Annotated in this window: 15 protein-coding genes; 8 read left to right on the top strand and 7 right to left on the bottom strand. The window is 35.4% G+C overall.

Going from position 1 to position 17,183, the window contains the following annotated elements:
- Window positions 1–89: 89 nt before the first annotated feature.
- Window positions 90–1,118 (bottom strand): LacI family DNA-binding transcriptional regulator, encoded by a 1,029-nt coding sequence (locus tag IEV57_RS03930; protein WP_188439887.1) that lies wholly within the window; start codon window positions 1,116–1,118, stop codon window positions 90–92.
- 350 nt (window positions 1,119–1,468) lie between these two features.
- Between IEV57_RS03930 and IEV57_RS03925 the strand changes: the two genes are divergently transcribed.
- From IEV57_RS03925 to IEV57_RS03910, 4 genes are all read left to right on the top strand, one after another.
- A complete protein-coding gene (locus tag IEV57_RS03925) occupies window positions 1,469–2,515 on the top strand; it encodes a SusE domain-containing protein (RefSeq protein WP_188439885.1) in 1,047 nt (348 codons plus the stop codon).
- 112 nt (window positions 2,516–2,627) lie between these two features.
- Window positions 2,628–5,423 carry an alpha-amylase family glycosyl hydrolase gene (locus IEV57_RS03920; protein ID WP_188439883.1) on the top strand — a complete coding sequence of 932 codons (2,796 nt, stop codon included), beginning with the start codon at window positions 2,628–2,630 and terminating at the stop codon, window positions 5,421–5,423.
- A gap of 21 nt (window positions 5,424–5,444) precedes the next feature.
- A complete protein-coding gene (gene fbaA, locus IEV57_RS03915; RefSeq protein WP_188439881.1) occupies window positions 5,445–6,506 on the top strand; it encodes a class II fructose-bisphosphate aldolase in 1,062 nt (353 codons plus the stop codon).
- A gap of 67 nt (window positions 6,507–6,573) precedes the next feature.
- Window positions 6,574–8,124: an alpha-amylase family glycosyl hydrolase gene (locus IEV57_RS03910; RefSeq protein WP_188439878.1), complete on the top strand. Its 1,551-nt coding sequence runs from the start codon at window positions 6,574–6,576 to the stop codon at window positions 8,122–8,124.
- 57 nt (window positions 8,125–8,181) lie between these two features.
- On the opposite strand, the gene pfkA is transcribed toward IEV57_RS03910, so the two are convergent.
- The gene (pfkA, locus tag IEV57_RS03905; protein ID WP_188439875.1) at window positions 8,182–9,168 is read right to left on the bottom strand and encodes a 6-phosphofructokinase; all 987 of its coding nucleotides are present in this window, start codon (window positions 9,166–9,168) and stop codon (window positions 8,182–8,184) included.
- A complete protein-coding gene (locus tag IEV57_RS03900) occupies window positions 9,168–9,545 on the bottom strand; it encodes a methylglyoxal synthase (RefSeq protein ID WP_188439873.1) in 378 nt (125 codons plus the stop codon). The genes pfkA and IEV57_RS03900 overlap by 1 nt, the downstream gene beginning before the upstream one ends.
- Window positions 9,546–9,769: 224 nt before the next feature.
- On the opposite strand from IEV57_RS03900, the gene mscL reads away from it, so the two are divergent.
- Window positions 9,770–10,180, top strand: coding sequence for a large-conductance mechanosensitive channel protein MscL (mscL, locus tag IEV57_RS03895; RefSeq protein WP_229744217.1), 411 nt, complete (start codon window positions 9,770–9,772; stop codon window positions 10,178–10,180).
- A 49-nt stretch (window positions 10,181–10,229) separates the two neighbouring features.
- Here mscL and IEV57_RS03890 read toward each other — a convergent pair whose 3' ends face one another.
- From IEV57_RS03890 to IEV57_RS03875, 4 genes are all read right to left on the bottom strand, one after another.
- Window positions 10,230–10,682: a Spy/CpxP family protein refolding chaperone gene (locus IEV57_RS03890; protein WP_188439871.1), complete on the bottom strand. Its 453-nt coding sequence runs from the start codon at window positions 10,680–10,682 to the stop codon at window positions 10,230–10,232.
- Window positions 10,683–10,693: 11 nt separating this feature from the next.
- Window positions 10,694–11,065, bottom strand: a complete 372-nt coding sequence (locus tag IEV57_RS03885) for a hypothetical protein (RefSeq protein ID WP_188439869.1) — start codon at window positions 11,063–11,065, stop codon at window positions 10,694–10,696.
- 35 nt (window positions 11,066–11,100) lie between these two features.
- Window positions 11,101–11,649: an RNA polymerase sigma factor gene (locus IEV57_RS03880; protein WP_188439867.1), complete on the bottom strand. Its 549-nt coding sequence runs from the start codon at window positions 11,647–11,649 to the stop codon at window positions 11,101–11,103.
- Between the two features lie 287 nt (window positions 11,650–11,936).
- Entirely contained in the window at window positions 11,937–12,860 is a 924-nt protein-coding gene (locus IEV57_RS03875; RefSeq protein ID WP_188439865.1) for a universal stress protein, read from the bottom strand.
- Between the two features lie 246 nt (window positions 12,861–13,106).
- On the opposite strand from IEV57_RS03875, the gene IEV57_RS03870 reads away from it, so the two are divergent.
- The 3 genes from IEV57_RS03870 (at window position 13,107) to IEV57_RS03860 (ending at window position 16,933) form a co-directional block, all read left to right on the top strand.
- Entirely contained in the window at window positions 13,107–13,310 is a 204-nt protein-coding gene (locus IEV57_RS03870) for a hypothetical protein (RefSeq protein ID WP_188439863.1), read from the top strand.
- Window positions 13,311–13,387: 77 nt separating this feature from the next.
- On the top strand, window positions 13,388–14,197 hold the full coding sequence (locus tag IEV57_RS03865; protein WP_188439861.1) for a GLPGLI family protein: 810 nt from the start codon (window positions 13,388–13,390) through the stop codon (window positions 14,195–14,197).
- Between the two features lie 222 nt (window positions 14,198–14,419).
- Complete coding sequence (locus IEV57_RS03860; RefSeq protein ID WP_188439858.1) at window positions 14,420–16,933, top strand: porin family protein; 2,514 nt, start codon at window positions 14,420–14,422, stop codon at window positions 16,931–16,933.
- The last annotated feature ends 250 nt before the right edge of the window (window positions 16,934–17,183 follow it).

The following is a 17,183-nucleotide window of genomic DNA, read 5'->3' as shown; positions in this document are numbered from 1 at the left end:
AATGTTAAAAGTAATCTTTGTTTTTTTTAAACCAAGACCTATTCAAACGTTTGCATTAATTGTTTGAAAAGAAATGAAAATTTATAGAATTATTTCTGTGAAGACTTCCTCACGAGTAATTCTGTCTCAAGCACGATCGTTTTTGCTTCCCAATTAGACTCCTTTTTTTTCTCTATCATTTCCAAAAGCATAGCTGTCGCTTTTTCACCCATCTCAAAACCTGGCTGTTCAACACTAGAGAGTGGTGGGTCGATCATTGATGAAAATTGCCAGTTGGAAAAGCCTACTATTCCAACATCTTCAGGAACTTTTAGACCTAATTCTTTCACTGCCATCATGGCGCCTGCGGCAGCAATATCATTACTTGCGAAAATCGCATCGGGATGATTTTCGTTACTTTTAAAGAGTGTCTTTGTGATTTCGTAGCTCTCTTCTTGCGTGCCAATAGGACAAGGGATAATCCATTCTGGATTTAAAATCATTTGATGATCTTGTAGAGCTTGCTTGTAGCCATCCTTTCTTTTTGCACTGATTGGAAGTGTTTTGGGACCAGCTAAATGGATGATATTTTTATAACCTTGTTCAATTAAATGTTTAGTGGCGTCATAAGCGCCTTTGAAATCATTCACAGTAACATTCACTGTGTTTTCTATATCAGGGACTCTATCAAAAAAAACGATAGGGAAGTTTTGTTCCATCAACTTTGTAAAGTGATCAAAATTTTCAGTCTCTTTAGAAAAACTTACCAAAAGCCCATCAATTTGATTGTCAAGCATGGTTTCAATGCTACTCAATTCTCGTTGTAATTTTTCATTGGTTTGGCAAAGGATGACATTATACCCATTTGCATAGGCAATTTCTTCGATGCCACTGATTACAGTGGAAAAGAAAAAGTGAACAACTTCGGGGATAATCACTCCGATGGTAAAGGATTTACTTTTTCTTAAGCTTAAAGCTACAGCATTGGGTCTATAATGTAATTTTTCAGCAAGATCTTTAACTTTCTTTTTGGTATCATCACTGATCCCGGGATAATCCTTCAGAGCTCTAGAAACTGTTGAAGTCGAAACATTTAGCTCACGAGCTATGTCCTTGATTGTTACTTGTCCTAATTTCATAAAAATTATATTATTCGAAGAATTTTAAAGATAGCGGAAATTATTTCAAAATGGATTTTCCTTGTCCATTAAAAATTTGATTTTTCTTGATTTTTATAATTTGAGTACTTCGATGAATAAAAATTTTCATATCGTGCAAACGATTGCGGCGACGATTGCACGATAAATTGTAACTATTTTTTTGATTAAAGACTTGTTTGGATGGATTTCAACACATAATATAGATATATAACTGTCGAAAGAAATTATGCGATCTAATGCGTGAATTTATTTATGATATGATAAAATAAATTAAAAATATAAAATAATCATTATTGAAGAATTAACAATTTACACCAAAATCTATTATTATGAGAGTACTTAGTAAACTTCTATTTGTAGTCTTTGCACTACCATTAGTTTGGTCTTGTGAGCAACTTGAGCAACCTAGAATTATTGAACAAACTGGAGCCACCTTATCAGCAGCACCTTCTAATATCGTTCTAAGCATGGATGATGCTGAGGAATTGATTGTTTTTAATTTGAATGCCGCTGATTTTGGCGTGAATGTTTCTGAGACAACCTATGAAATTCAAGTGGATGCCGTAGGGAATAATTTTGCAGCACCAGTAGGCGTAGGTTCCGCTACTACAACAACCGTTGAGGTCAAAGTTGACGATCTAAACAGGAGTGCAATATCCAAGGGTCTTGTTGCAGGTGAAGCGGGAAATCTTGAATTCAGAGTGAATGCAACACCTTCAAGAGCTGGATTATCAGCTGTCAGTGGTGAAGCAGTTGTTATTTCAGTGACTCCTTATTCGACTGAAGTCGTACTACCATCCTTAAGAGTTCCTGGTGATTACCAAAGCTGGAACCCATCTAATGACAACACCATATTATTTTCAGAAAATTCTGATGATGTTTATGAAGGTTTTGTTCATATTTTGAGTGGTTCGGGAGAGTTCAAGTTTATCACAGGTCCAGCATGGGATGAGTTCCCAGATTTTGGAGAAGGTGCAACGCCAGGTTCTTTGGTAGAGAAGGGTGGTAACGTTAAAATTGCAGATGGATTTGGAACTTACAGAGTAAAAGCTGATTTGAATAACCTTACATATGAGTTAGAAAGAGTAGGAGTATGGGGAATTATTGGAAGTGCCACAACAGGCGATTGGAATACTGAAACTCCAATGACTTTTGATGCAGCTCAAAATGTTTTGAAAATCACGACAGATCTCACTGAGGGTGAAATTAAATTTAGAACCAATACTTGGGATCAAAACTACGGTTTAGGTGACGAAAGCGGTGTGGCTAATTTTAATAGTGCAAACAATATTCCTATTCCAGAGGATGGTAACTACACAATTACGCTAGATTTCAAAACTCCTGGTGCTGTTCTTTATACAGTTACTAAAAACTAATATTGAAAGCTTTAGAAAAAGTACTGGACTATTTCAGTACTTTTTCTTTATCCATCCTCATCAATTTATTTGATTAAATACAATACACCCATACCTTTCTTGATTCAAGATTATGATTTCAAAATTTACTATTTCAGCCATTTTTTTATCATTATTTCTCTTCTTCGGAAATGTCTTTGCACAAGTGACCACGGTACCAAGTTTCCCAAGAGTGGATCAAAAAGTAAAAATTATCTATGATGCTAGCAAAGGAACTTCTGGGCTTTCAGGTGTAGATCCTGTATATATACATATTGGAGCAGTTATCGCTGGACCTACATCGACTACATGGGCAATCGTTCCTTTTACTTGGGGTACTGCTGATGCCAATGCTCGAATGACTAAAGTTGCTGGCCAATCAAATATTTGGGAATGGGAATTGACTCCTAATGAGTTCTTTAATATCTCTTCTGGACAAGTTATTTATAGAATGGGGATGGTTTTCCGGAATGCAACTGGATCACTAGAAGGAAAGAATGATGCTAATGGAGATTTTTTTGTGAATCTTAGTCAAGGCTTTGATGTAAGTTTTACAAATCCTCAGTCTTCATCCATATTGTTAGAAATAGGAGAGAGTCAAAACATTGCAGTAATCGCCTCAGAGACTTCAAATCTAAGTATCTCTGTCAATAATACTGAAGTGGCCACAGCCACAGCCTCGGAAAGTTTAAATTATATTTTTGAAGCCACCACCGAAGGTGTTTTTGATATTCAGGCAAAAGCTATTTCTGGAACAGAAGAAGCCACAGCAAATCTTTCTATCAATGTAGTAGGTCAAAGTCCGCAAGCAAATTTACCCCAAGGAGCAAAAAAAGGAATTAACTACATTTCAGACACTGAAGTAGTATTGGTACTTGAGGCGCCAAATAAAAAGAATGTTTTTGTCATTGGAGACTTTAATAATTGGCAAATCCTGCCAAACTATCAAATGTTTCAAACGCCAAATAAGGAAATGTTTTGGTTAAGAATTTCTGACCTAATTCCGGGTCAAGAATACATTTTTCAATATCTCGTTGATGGAAGCATTAGAATCGGAGATCCATATGCAGATAAAACTTCAGACCCATTCAATGATCAGGAAATTATAGATCAAAATAGACACCCTGGCTTAAAGCCATATCCTCAAGGTAAAACAGAATTCCAAGCAACCTACTTGCAAACAGCCCAAATACCCTACGAATGGAAACACTTGGACTATGTGAAGCCTAAACCAGAGGAGTTAGTAGTTTATGAACTTTTAGTTCGAGATTTTGATGACAAAAGAACGTACAAGTCTGTTACGGAGAGGCTTGATTATTTGAAGGATTTGGGTATCAATGCATTAGAATTGATGCCTATAAAGGAGTTTGAGGGAAACCTTTCTTGGGGTTACAACCCATCCTTCTTTTTTGCGCCTGATAAGTACTATGGGACTAAAAATGAACTAAAAGAATTGATCGATGAAGCACATAAAAGAGATATGGTTGTGATTCTTGATATGGTCCTTAATCATGCTTTTGGACAAAATCCTATGGTGAGACTTTACAATGATGGAGATTATGGAGCGCCAACTTTAGACAATCCCTGGTTCAATAGAGAAGCGAAGCATCCGTTCAATGTAGGTTATGATTTTAACCATGAAAGTACTTACACCAAAGCTTTTGTTGATTCTGTGAATGATTATTGGCTATCTGAATATAAATTTGATGGCTATAGATTTGACTTGAGTAAGGGATTTACTCAGGTTAATTCAGGTGGAAATGTTTCATTGTGGGGTCAGAGAGATGCTTCTAGAATTGCTATTTGGAAGGATATTTATGACAACATCAAAGCGAATCACCCTGATGCTTATTTAATTTTAGAGCATTTTGCTGATAACAGTGAGGAGCGAGAACTGGCTAATTATGGATTGATGTTTTGGGGAAACATGAACGGAGATTTTAGAGAAATGGCAAAAGGAAATTCCAGAAACTTCGATTGGGGATATTACAAAACGAGAGGTTGGGAGCAGAGTAATCTGATTACTTATATGGAAAGTCATGATGAAGAACGTACCATGTGGGAATCTGTCAACTTTGGACAAAGATCGCCTATTGATATCAGAGAATTGAATCATGCAACTAATAGAAATCAGTTGATGGCAACCTTCTTTTTCGCGATTCCTGGACCAAAGATGTTGTGGCAATTCGAAGAATTTGGTTACGATTTGGAATTGAACAATGACCGTCTTGGAGTGAAACCTACGCGTTGGAATTACTTAGATAATCCAGAAAGACAAAGGCTTTTTAATCTGTACAAAGCTATGATCCACTTAAAAAACAATTACAATGTTTTTAACAATCCAGATCAAGCGACTTTGTCTTTAACCCAATCTGTGAAATCAATCAAAGTGTCAGAAGGGGATTTGAGTGTAGTAGTTTATGGGAATTTTGGTCTAACAGACGTAAATAACGCTTCTTTAACCTTCCCCTCTAATGGCACATGGTACAATTACTTTACAGGTGAAGAAATTAATGTGGTTTCTAACTCCATCACACAACGCTTGCGAGGCAATCAATTTGTTTTGTTTACGAATCAGAAACTTCCTTTGCCCGAAGGACAGATTTTGGAGGATATCATTACCTCCCTTGAAGAAGAAAAAATTGATGAAACAGCATTCAAAATTTATCCAAATCCAAGTGCGGATAAATTAAATATTTCTATACCAAATGGATTTAATCAATTCAATTATAGAATATTAGATGTTACTGGAAAAGTTTTAATGGAAGGACAGGAATTTGACCTGAATAACAATTTAGAGTTAGAAATTAAGGATTTTAAGGCAGGTCTTTATATCTTTGAGCTAAATGATAACCGTCAGTTAGTTAGAAAGCGGTTTATAAAGAAATAATCAAACCATTAAATCAGCAACATGAAATTCAAACCAGGAGTAAAGTACGGTGAAGAACTTAAGGATCTTTTAGAATATGCCAAGGAAAGTGAATTTGCACTTCCAGCAGTAAATGTAATCAACACCAGTACAATCAATGGTGTTTTGGAAACGGCCAAAAAGGTCAATTCCCCAGTAATTATTCAATTTTCGAATGGAGGAGCACAGTTTTATGCAGGTAAATCTCTTCCAAATGGCAACCAAGAAGCTAGTGTAGCTGGAGCCATTTCTGGCGCGTTGCATGTACACAAAATGGCAGAGGCATATGGTGTGCCTGTAATACTTCATACAGATCACGCAGCCAAGAAATTATTGCCTTGGATCGATGGTATGCTTGCAGAGGGAAAGGAGTACTACAAAGCTTTTAAAAGACCTTTGTACAGTTCTCATATGTTGGATTTATCTGAAGAATCATTGGAAGAAAATGTAGAAACTTCAGTTAAATATTTCAAAGAGTTCAATAAGCTTGAAATGGCTATCGAGATAGAACTTGGTGTCACAGGCGGTGAGGAAGATGGGGTAGATAATACTGACATCGATAGCTCAAAATTATATACTCAACCTGAAGAAGTTGCATATGCATATGAGCATCTGAAGCAAGTTGGTGATTTATTCACAGTTGCGGCAGCTTTTGGCAATGTGCATGGTGTTTATAAGCCTGGAAATGTGAGCTTAAAGCCGGTTATTTTGAAAAACTCTCAAGATTATATCAATCAAAAATATGGTACTTCTGGAAAGCCTTTGTTCTTTGTATTCCACGGTGGATCAGGTTCCACGGTAGAAGAGATTAGAGAGGCTAACAGTTATGGTTCGATCAAAATGAACATAGATACAGATATGCAATGGGCATTCTGGGAAGGTGTTTTGAAATATTATCAAAAAAATGAAGGCTTCCTTCAAACGCAGCTAGGTAATCCTAATGGGCCTGACAGTCCGAACAAGAAATTCTACGATCCAAGAGCTTGGATGAGAAAAGGAGAGGAGAACTTTGTGCAGCGATTAGAAGTAGCATTTGACATGCTCAATGCTGTCAATAGAAATTAAAAACAATCAATTACCTATCAAAGAAAAGGTCACTTTACGGTGACTTTTTCTTTTTTACTCTATTACCATGAAAAAATATTTATTTGCCTCCATTTTAACTGTTTTGGTACTACTAACTTCTTGTGATACTTCATCTAATATTAAAGTTGAAAATCATTGGCCTCACGCTGGGATTACTTATGAAATATTTATTCAATCATTTTATGATTCAAATGGAGACGGTATTGGAGACATCAATGGTGTAGCAAAGAAATTGGAGCATGTCAAAGAACTTGGAGCAAATGCAATTTGGTTTATGCCAATCATGCCTTCCCCGAGTTATCACAAATATGACGTGACCGATTATAAGGATATCCACCCTGATTATGGAACGATGGAAGACTTCAAAAAAATGTTGGAGTCAGCACATGAAAAAGATATTAAAATTGTCATTGACTTGATCATCAACCACACGAGTAGTGAGCATCCTTGGTTCAAAGAGTCTAAGAAAGGAAGAGATAATCCTTACAGAGATTATTATGTATGGGCTCAAAAAGACACCATTGCAGATTTTATCAATAAGAAAACCATCACTTTGGATAGTGACAACATCAGACAATGGCACGATCCAGGAAATGGAGAGGATTTCTACTATGGCTTTTTTATCGGTGGTATGCCGGATTTGAATTTTGATAATCCCAAAGTCAGAGAAGAAATTTATGAAATAGGAAGGTTTTGGTTAAAAGATGTGGGAGTAGATGGTTTTCGATTGGATGCTGCAAAGCATATTTTTCCAGATGATAGACCAGAAGATAATCATGCCTTTTGGAAGGAATTTAGAGCAGAAATGACAAAAATCAAATCAGATGTTTATTTGGTAGGTGAAGTGTATGACATGAAGGAAGTGGTGGCTCCATACTTACCAGGGTTGCCAGCTTTATTCAATTTTGATTTTCACTATACACTCCTAGAGTCTTACAGAAAAGAGGATGGAATGCTTTTAGCCAAAAAGCAGAAAGAAATACTAGATTTCTACCAAAATATCACTGATGAGTTTATTGATGCTACCTTTTCTTCCAATCATGATCAGCCTAGACTGCTAAACTCTCTTGATGAAAATCCTAAGAAGTTAAAACAGGCAATAACAATCTTAATGTCTATGCCAGGTGCACCGTATTTATATTATGGCGAAGAAATTGGTATGCTGGGTAAAAAACCTGATGAAAACATTCGAGAGCCATTTCTTTGGGATATCCAAGCAAATGATACTGGAAGAGCGACTTGGATAGATGCAGAATATTCAACAGACGAAGTGGTAACTCCACTCGCTATTCAGAAATCAATGAGCACAAGTTATTTCAATCACTACAGAGAAATAATCAAGTTGAGGAATATGAATCGAGCTCTCGCATTAGGTGACTTGGAACTCTTTGAGGGAGATTTACCAAAGCCAAGTATGGCATTTTATAGAAATTATGAAGATCAAGAATTATTTGTGATACATAATTTGAGTGAAACGGAACAGAATTTTACGATTCCCGAAGAATTTGAAGGTGTTTTATTTTCCTTTGGAAATGCATCTTTGGAATCTGGAAATGTGAGATTGCCAGCATATGCTTCCATAATTCTAGAAAAATAATTCTAAGTTTAGTTTGAATAACATAAAAAAAGGAGGCTAATTTTTAGCCTCCTTTTTTTATGTTGAAAGTATTTTTGCGATTCTGAAATCATCTTCATCTACTTCTTTGTCATCGACAATAGCTTTGGTAATAGGAGTGAAGACTATTTTATTATTAATAATACCTGCCATCACATCGTATTTGCCTTGCATAAGACCTTCCACAGCCGCTACTCCAAGTTTACTTGCAAGTACTCTATCAAAAGAACTTGGCGATCCTCCGCGTTGCAAATGACCTAAGATCGTTACTTTAATATCATAATACGGAAGAAGCTTCTTGATTTTGGAAGCAATTTCAGCTGCACCACCACTTTTTCCGCCTTCCGCTACAATCACAATGTTGGATTGCTTCAATGCTTTGGTTCTAGCTTTTAGTCTTTCGACCAAGCGCTCGATTGGCATTTTCTTTTCTGGAATCAAGGTTGCTGCAGCGGCACTTCCAATTCCAGCATTGATGGCAATAAATCCGGCATCTCTTCCCATTACCTCTACAAAAAAGAGCCTATCATGTGAAGTTGCTGTATCTCTTATCTTATCGATTGCTTGAATAGCAGTATTGCAAGCTGTGTCAAAACCAATAGTACTGTCTGTTCCAGATAAATCATTATCAATTGTACCCGGAAGCCCAATAGCAGGAATTCCAAACTCTTGGAAAAAGAGATGAGCACCAGTCAAAGAGCCATCTCCTCCAATGACTACTAATGCATCGATCCCGTGTTTTTGAAGGTTTTCATAAGCTTTTTTTCTTCCTTCAGCTGTTCTGAATTCAGCACTTCTTGCAGACTTGAGGAATGTACCACCTCTTTCTAAAATATGAGCAATATTTTTACTTTCGAGCTTTTTGATATCATTATTGATCATGCCTTCATAACCTCGATATATACCATACATTTCCAAGTTATAGTAGAAGCCCGCTCTGACGGTTGCTCTTATTGCTGCGTTCATTCCTGGAGCATCACCTCCAGAAGTCAAAACGCCAATTCTTTTTATAGTCTTTGGTTCCATTAGTGTCTTAGAGAAATTATATATTTAAAAATCATATCAGCAGCAGCAGGATTGGTTGCCAATGGAATATTGTGAACATCACAAATTCTCATAAGCATTTGTACATCTGGCTCGTGTGGATGTTTGTCCAAAGGATCTCTGAAAAATATAACAAGATCCAATTCTTTTTGTGCAGCTAATGCTGCGATTTGAGCATCTCCGCCAAGTGGCCCAGAAAGTAATTTTTCTACTTCAAAACCTGCTTTTTCTATATGTTTACCTGTCGTACCTGTTGCAACTAAGCTAACATCTTTTTTTAATAATTCATCTCTGAATCCAGATAGAAAATGAACCATATCGGCCTTTTTTCCATCATGTGCTATCAAGGCAATTTTCATTTTACTGTTTAATAGGTTAGAGGTCAAAGTTAGAAAAAATAATAAATTTCAAGTCATAGTACTCCTTATTTATATTGGTATACATACCTTTCTTAGGAAGTTTGAAATACATATTATAGGTGAAAAATTACTTTTAAAAAAAAAGAATTATATTTTGTGTTTATAAAATTGTTTGTATTTTTCCTGCATAAAAACAATCATCTAAAAAATAAACTCACGCATTTATGGGAATGGTAAAAGAATTTAAAGAATTTGCTATCAAGGGCAATGTAATCGACTTAGCAGTAGCTGTAATTATCGGTGGCGCCTTTGGTAAAATAGTTTCGTCATTTGTGAATGACATTGTGATGCCACCACTTGGAGTCTTGCTTGGTGGAGTAGATTTCAAAGACCTAGTTCTAGTTCTAAAAGCAGGATATACCGAAGATGGTGTTGATATTCCTGCTGTTGTCTTGAGTTATGGTAATTTTATCCAAAATGTTGTTGATTTTGTCATTATCGCTTTTGTTATTTTCTTAGCCATTAGAGCAATTAATTTCAGAAAGAAAAAAGAAGAGGCTGCACCAGCTGCACCAGTTGCACCACCAAAATCCGAGGTTTTATTAGAAGAAATTCGCGATTTGTTGAAGAAGTAAAGTTTTAGTGTTTTGTAAATTAAAAAAAGGAGCCATTTGACTCCTTTTTTTAATTTTGATCCCTTTGATCTCCTCTTTGGTTCATGCGATAGATTCGCCTTACAAAATCTCTGTTGGCACCACCAAGTTTGAGTGCTTGTGTATGACTTAAAACAGAGGTAACTTTATTCATAAACTCTTTATCAAGATCAAGCATTTCTTTTTGAATTGTAAATCTTTTATTGATTAATTCTTTGGCCTTAGCTTCCGTCACATCGCCATCAGATTCCTTGTTAATGGCAGACATGTTGCGCATCAGTTTCTCTTTATCTTCATTGTACTTGTTGAAGATTGGCCAAAACTTCTCGGCTTGTTCAGTTTTCAAATCTAGCCTATTGGTAATAAAGGCAACTCTCGCGGATTCATATTTTTCTCTATCGAAGCCTTGTTGGTCTCTTTGCGCATAAGCAGTTGAACCTAAGAGACCTAAAATAAGGAATAGTATATATTTATTGTATTTCATTTTCATGTTAGTTAATACCAGTTATCATCTTCAAATTCCATTTCATTGATATTGTAATTGCCCCATTCTTCAGCAATAATTTGCTCTAATATCAAATTTGGGTTTTCGGAGAGGGAAAGAACTTCTTCTGCGCCCCAATATCCAGCATTGATATATAAATTAATGTCATCAGACATACTTAAATGAATGTTATCTGTTGGAATATTATCTTGTCTAAAGACAAATAAAGCCACGCCAATCAGTACCACAGCTGCAGCAGCCATGCTTCTGAAGTATATCATTTGACTTCTCTTATTGGAGTTTTTCTCAATAATCTGATCTGAGAGGTTCTCAAAGTAGTTTTCTGGTACTTTGAAGATATTCTTTTTGGGTAGATTTTTCATAACTTGTTCGTTAGACAGAATATATAGGCTGAGGTTTATTCTTGTTTCAATTCATTTTCAATTTTTTTCACGGCATGGTGATAACTTGCTTTGAGCGCACCAACAGATGTGTCTGTTATCTTACTGATTTCATCGTAGCTGAGATCTTCAAAATACTTCAAATTGAAGACTAATCGTTGTTTTTGGGGTAGATTTAGCAGAGACTTTTGCAGCCTCCTGTCGATTTCTTCTCCATCTATGTGATAAGATTCGTCAATGTAATTTTTCATTACCTCTTCGTGGTCTTCAATGGGAAAGAAGAATCTCCGCTTCTTTTTTTCAAGAAAATTCAAACTTTCATTTGTGGCAATTCTATACAACCAAGTGAACAAGGATGAATTGCTGTGAAAGTTTTCGAGATTTTTAAATGCTTTGATAAACGTATTTTGGGTGATGTCATCGGCATCTTCATGTACGATTACCATTTTCCGGATGATGTGGTACACTCTTTTTTGATACGCACTTATCAAAAGTCTATATCCTTTGTCCCGGGTTTTGGGGTCTTGAATTAAAGTTAAGATCTCAAGATCGCTGAGTGACATCATTGCTTACTTAGACACCCAATATACCGATTAGTTTAATTGGAGTCTAAAAAAAACTTTCGATTATTGAATTGGATAGGTTAAAAACCTTAAGAATAAAGAGATAAGTGATAAAAGCTAGGGTGACAAGACCCAAATCAGTTGCTAAACTTGGCAAAGTCATATTATAAAATAAGATTAAGCTTAAAATAATCTTGGAAATGGCAGATTCCTTAAATACAAAAAGGAACTAGCTTGAAGCCATAGTCCCTTTTGTTTCTAATAATTAATGACGTAATATTCTATCTCTCTTAAATCTCTAAGATATAATCTAAAATACCCGCATTTTTACCTTTTGGTCTTGTGACAAGGAGAGGGATTTTGTGGTTCATTTGAATCAATCGCTCAGCCATGCTTCCGATAAAGAGCGCTGTAGCAGCTGTTCTTCCTTTTGCTCCGATGATGATGCCATCTGCATTGATCTCTTCTGCTTTTGCAAGAATATCTTCTACAGGATCATCGTCCTCGTCTTTTGTATATAGAGGTGTGATTTTGATGTTTTTTGTATCTATTTTTCTGATGAATTTTTTGAAATTGATTTCTGCATGCATTTGCATAATAGCAGCAAATTCTTCGTATGTTTTTCCGGTGAAATGATAGCCTGATGGAATAGAAAATACATTTTGACAGAAAATCTCAGCCTTTCCGCCATATTTCTCTACTATCATGACCGCTTCTTCAAGGGCATCTTTGGAATAATCAGAAAAATCACTTGGTACCAACAATTTGTCAATCTTTGGAACGGAATGCTCAGGAACGATCAAAAGCGAACAGCTCGCTCTTCTAGCCAATCGCTGTGAAAGTACACCTGTACCAGTAAGATCAACTTTTCTGCCCAAAATGATCATGTCAGCAGATTTTTCATGAGCGAGTTTCAAGATCTTTTTTGAAAGTTGTCCTTCCTTGACCACATAAGAAACTTCTACATCTTTAATTTTACCGAAAGCTTGAGTGACCAAATCTTTCATCTTGGTTTTTCTCTCTTCGACAATGTTATCAATCAAGTTGGGAAACTCTTCGAGAACCTCTTTTGGGATATTGAGATTTCTGATCACATTGGTAAAGTAAATCTTCTTGGTTTGATTTACTCTAGCTACAAAAGAAGCAAATTTGACTAAGGTTTCATCCAATTCACTTTGATCAAGACAAACAATGAGTTTTTTGATTTGGTACATTTTTTATCGTGCTTTTAGTGCTGCAAAATTATTGATAAATAAATTGATATTTTTAATTATAAGAAATATTATTTCGTGTGCACAGGATAAAAGTGGGCGGTAATAGCTTTATGTAAAAAAATAAAAACGATAACCAGTCATAAAGTCACCTAAATACTTGCTACTTTCTTTCTTTCTTGTCTTTAGATAATGAATGGCCATTTTTTATCATTTGAAATTCATTTTATAACTAACCAAATAACTAAAATGAAAAAAAAGATTTTAATGTCGTTATGCTTTGCTTTTTTTGGAGCAACTTTTGGGTTTGCTACCTTAGAAAGAATTTACGAAGAATGCAAACCTGTAACCCTTTCCTGTGGCTTTCAAACCATTGTATGTGCAGATGATTTAGAAGAAATGTTGGTTTTAATAGCAGAAGCTGAGGAAGTGTTATGTGGTAATCCTGATTAAAATAACTTTATTTAGATTTGCAGGTCAATATCATTATTGACCTGTTTTTATTTGTAATTAAAATTCAATTTTATATTATGTTAAGTTTTGTGTTTGTGCTCTTGTTTAATTTTAGTGCAGTAGAAATTCAGGAAAAGGATACGTCCGAATATGCGGTTTTTTATGAAGTGGAATTTAGGTCAGATTCAACTGATTTAGATTTTGTGTCTAAAGATATCATGGTACTTTTCGTAGGAAAGAATGTTTCGAAATTTAGAAATTTTTATCAAATGAAAAGGGACTCACTTATCAAGGAGGCCGCTGCTCAAAATATGGATGTTGATAATTTTATTCCTTACCTTAATCAAGTTCAAAAACCGAAAATGTCTTATGCAATAGTAAAAGATTGGGGAAAAAAAGTGTATGAATATCATGATTTGATATTTCCTGACCATTTTGTTTTTGAATCTTCTTTGAATGGGAATAATTGGGAGGTTTTGGATGAGTTTGATGAGTATGAAGGTCATAAAGTTCAAAGAGCTATTACAAACCATGGGGGGAGAGTTTGGGAGGCGTGGTTTTCAGCAGAAATCCCAATCAATGATGGCCCATATGTTTTTGGGAACTTACCTGGTTTGATATTGAAAATAAATGATTCTAAAAATCATTATAGTTTTCAAATGATCAAAATAGAAAAGAAAAATGAAGTATTATCTCACAAGGCGAAAAGGAAGCCCATTAAGACCACTCGTTCTAAATTTTTTGAAATGCAGCATGATTTCAATACTAACGTAATAGGGAAGATGGTATCTGGGGGTGTGACTTTGACTGACGCTAACCAAGCAAAAGATGTTCAAAAAAGGTATGATAGAAAAAATAATCCATTGGAAATAAAAGTAATAGATTAGTTGTGATTTTTAATTTGCGATTAGAATTTGGTTTGCTGCGGTATGTATATTTCATTTAGAAATTGTAAAAGAAGGTTTCAGCTTACTGTTATATTAGGCTTATTTTTTACCTTTTTTAACCAAACCTCATTTTCCCAATCAATTATTTCAGGAAAAGTAAAAATAACAAATGAGTCAAAGTCTGTTTTTGGGGTCAATATTTTTGTCAATAACCCCAAAAGCTTGGCTAGTATTTCTTATGGAATTACGGATGAAAAAGGTGGGTTTTCTATAAAGGTCCAATCAGACTCAGATAGCCTCTTAGTCATATTTCGTTCGCTTACTACCCAAGAGTATCAGCTGATGATTGCTAATCAGACTCAGAATTTGGCTGTGATTTTAGAAGAAGGTGTACAGGAGATTCCAGAGTTTACGCTTAAATCTATCAAAAATCCCGTTACATTTAAAAATGATACTTTAAGCTATGCTGTTGAGGGGTTTACCAATCAAAATGACAGGGTTATTGCTGATATTCTCAAAAAACTCCCTGGTATTGAAGTGCTTGATAATGGGAGGATTCTGTATGAAGGTAAGGGTATTCAGAAATTTTATATCGACGGGATGGACTTATTGGAAGGTAAATATAATTTAGCGAGTAGAAACCTTCCCGCTGATGCTGTGGAATCTATACAAATTCTGGAGAATCATCAGCCACTTAGAGTCTTGGATAGTCTCGTTTTTTCTGATCGAGCTTCATTGAACCTTAAGCTTAAGAAGAAAAATGTATGGGTTGGTACGGGAACTGCCGGACTTGGAGCTTCTCCGCTATTGTATGAGGGGAAATTTAGTCCTATGACTTTTAGTAATGACTTGCAAATGCTCTTCAATGTGCAGTCTAATAATTCTGGAAAAGATATAGCTCAAGAGCTCAATGTTCTGACATTGGAGGATTTGCAAGAGAAAATAGGTGCTCAGGAAGGTTTCAAACCTTGGTTTGGAATACCTTCGCTGTTGGCTCCAACAATCAGGCAAGACCGGTTTTTGTTCAATCAAAGCCAAATGATTTCTGCCAATGTTCTAAAAAGAAATCAAGGAGGGACAGATTTGCGCACCAATATTTCATATATACATGATAACCATAGGCAGCAGGGAGGAATCAATACATCCTATTTTCTACCAAATGACACCATTCAGCTTGTTGAATCCCATCAAAATAAATTTCTTAACAAAGAACTTGATGCAGAGCTTTCTTGGATCAAAAATGAAAAGAAGTCGTTCCTGAAAAACAACCTGAATCTAAATCTTTTGAAAAATAGGGAAGTTGGTATGAGTCAATTAGATGGTGTGAACTGGTATCAAAATGCTAATTTACCTTTATTTTCGATCAGCAATTGTTTTCAAACATTAAAACCCATAGGCAGACAATTGTTAAATATCAAATCAGATATCGGATATCGGCAAGCCAAGCAGAATTTTGCGGTTAGTCCAGGAGGCTTCGAACAACAGTTGACAGATGGTCTGCCTTATGAAAGATTGAATCAGCAAATTGACTATCAGTCTATATTTGCCCATCATACTGTAGGTATGACGAAGGGGCTGCCAAAAAACTGGACTTATACTGGAAATATTGGCTTGATTTACGAAATCGAAGGAATGGGAAGCAATCTGCAAACGTCAGTTGGAGATAGTCAAGGGGAAATTTCCAAGCCATTTTTAAATGATTTGATTTTTCGCCAAGTGAAGTCTTACATTCATTCCCAATTGAATTTAAAGAAAGAAAATTTCAATTTACAGTTTAAATTTCCAATAAGTCATGTGAATATAAATGTAGAAGATGAATTGATGTCTCAGCAAAGTGAAGTTGCAAGAATAATTCTGGAACCTCAATTATACATGAAATATTTTTTGACAGGGAAATGGAACACAACGCTTCGACTTACCAGAAAGAATGACTTCAATGGAATCAATGATATTCACTATGGGTTTATCATCAGAAATTTCAGAACTTTTCAACAAAGAGCTTCATCGGTTCCGGAAGTTTTAAGCAATTCATTGAATTATGGGATCAATTTTCGAGATCCGATCAACTCCATTTTCTCAAGTTTTAATTACAGCTATGTCGACTCAAGGCACAATGTAATCATGGACAGTGAAGTGACTTCATCGGGAGAAGTATTTTACCGTGCTTTGGACTTGAACAACAGAGGAGTAAGCCATCTGACAAATTTAAGAATAAGTAAGTACCTCTCCCTCTTCAAGACTAACTTGACATTTTCTGGAAATTATCAGCAGCGAACCAATGAGCAGATCATCAATAGTGTGCTTTCAAACGTACGATATGAATTTTTGGGTTCTGGTTTTGAGTTGCAAATCAACTCAGGGAAAAAAGTTAACCTATCATACAAAGCCAATTTGAATTTCATTAGTTCTCAAGTTGGTGAGCTTAAGACAGGAGGAATAATGCAGTTCAACCACAATGCATCTTTGGATGTTTTCATTTTTGAAAACCAAACAGCAACATTAAAGTGGGAACATTATGATAATCGATTATCTGGAGGTAGAGACTTGACTGGCTTTGTAGACTTTATGTATCAATATAAAATCAAAAATAGCCGATGGGATATTTCTCTTCAAGGACAAAATATTTTGAACAATAGCAATTTCGGAACATTTACAGCAGATTCTTTCTTTCTTCGTCAGCAAAGTTTTCTGTTGAGACCAAGGCAAGTAATGGTTATTTTGAATTTTGTTTTTTAGACCATTTTTGGAATTGAAATGTCAAACTGAGGAATGTTTTTTTGTTCAATAATTAGCTAGTATATAGGTGTTTGTGTTTTTTAAATTTATTCACATGATTAATGAGATTACTTTGGCTTAAAATTGATCCTAACATAAACTCAACATCTCACACTATATTCCGTATATTTGATCATTGAACCGGGTCGCCGACATGTTCAAACTTCACAATTAATTAAATTACCGAGTGAAGCCCTTTTCAAAAACAGGC

This window comes from Belliella aquatica (genome assembly GCF_014637795.1).
GTDB classification, from domain to species: domain Bacteria; phylum Bacteroidota; class Bacteroidia; order Cytophagales; family Cyclobacteriaceae; genus Belliella; species Belliella aquatica.
Note: the sequence above shows the minus strand (reverse complement) of the source record. Positions and strands in the feature narration are given on the sequence as shown.

Excerpts from the sequence above, each read along its gene's own strand:
- pfkA (WP_188439875.1), bottom strand. The coding sequence starts at position 9,168 with ATGGAACCAAAGACTATAAAAAGAATTGGCGTTTTGACTTCTGGAGGT.
- IEV57_RS03870 (WP_188439863.1), top strand. The coding sequence starts at position 13,107 with ATGAAAAAAAAGATTTTAATGTCGTTATGCTTTGCTTTTTTTGGAGCA.
- IEV57_RS03890 (WP_188439871.1), bottom strand. The coding sequence starts at position 10,682 with ATGAAATACAATAAATATATACTATTCCTTATTTTAGGTCTCTTAGGT.
- IEV57_RS03900 (WP_188439873.1), bottom strand. The coding sequence starts at position 9,545 with ATGAAAATTGCCTTGATAGCACATGATGGAAAAAAGGCCGATATGGTT.
- IEV57_RS03930 (WP_188439887.1), bottom strand. The coding sequence starts at position 1,118 with ATGAAATTAGGACAAGTAACAATCAAGGACATAGCTCGTGAGCTAAAT.
- IEV57_RS03880 (WP_188439867.1), bottom strand. The coding sequence starts at position 11,649 with ATGATGTCACTCAGCGATCTTGAGATCTTAACTTTAATTCAAGACCCC.
- IEV57_RS03885 (WP_188439869.1), bottom strand. The coding sequence starts at position 11,065 with ATGAAAAATCTACCCAAAAAGAATATCTTCAAAGTACCAGAAAACTAC.
- IEV57_RS03920 (WP_188439883.1), top strand. The coding sequence starts at position 2,628 with ATGATTTCAAAATTTACTATTTCAGCCATTTTTTTATCATTATTTCTC.
- IEV57_RS03910 (WP_188439878.1), top strand. The coding sequence starts at position 6,574 with ATGAAAAAATATTTATTTGCCTCCATTTTAACTGTTTTGGTACTACTA.
- IEV57_RS03875 (WP_188439865.1), bottom strand. The coding sequence starts at position 12,860 with ATGTACCAAATCAAAAAACTCATTGTTTGTCTTGATCAAAGTGAATTG.
- IEV57_RS03865 (WP_188439861.1), top strand. The coding sequence starts at position 13,388 with ATGTTAAGTTTTGTGTTTGTGCTCTTGTTTAATTTTAGTGCAGTAGAA.
- IEV57_RS03925 (WP_188439885.1), top strand. The coding sequence starts at position 1,469 with ATGAGAGTACTTAGTAAACTTCTATTTGTAGTCTTTGCACTACCATTA.
- fbaA (WP_188439881.1), top strand. The coding sequence starts at position 5,445 with ATGAAATTCAAACCAGGAGTAAAGTACGGTGAAGAACTTAAGGATCTT.
- mscL (WP_229744217.1), top strand. The coding sequence starts at position 9,770 with ATGGGAATGGTAAAAGAATTTAAAGAATTTGCTATCAAGGGCAATGTA.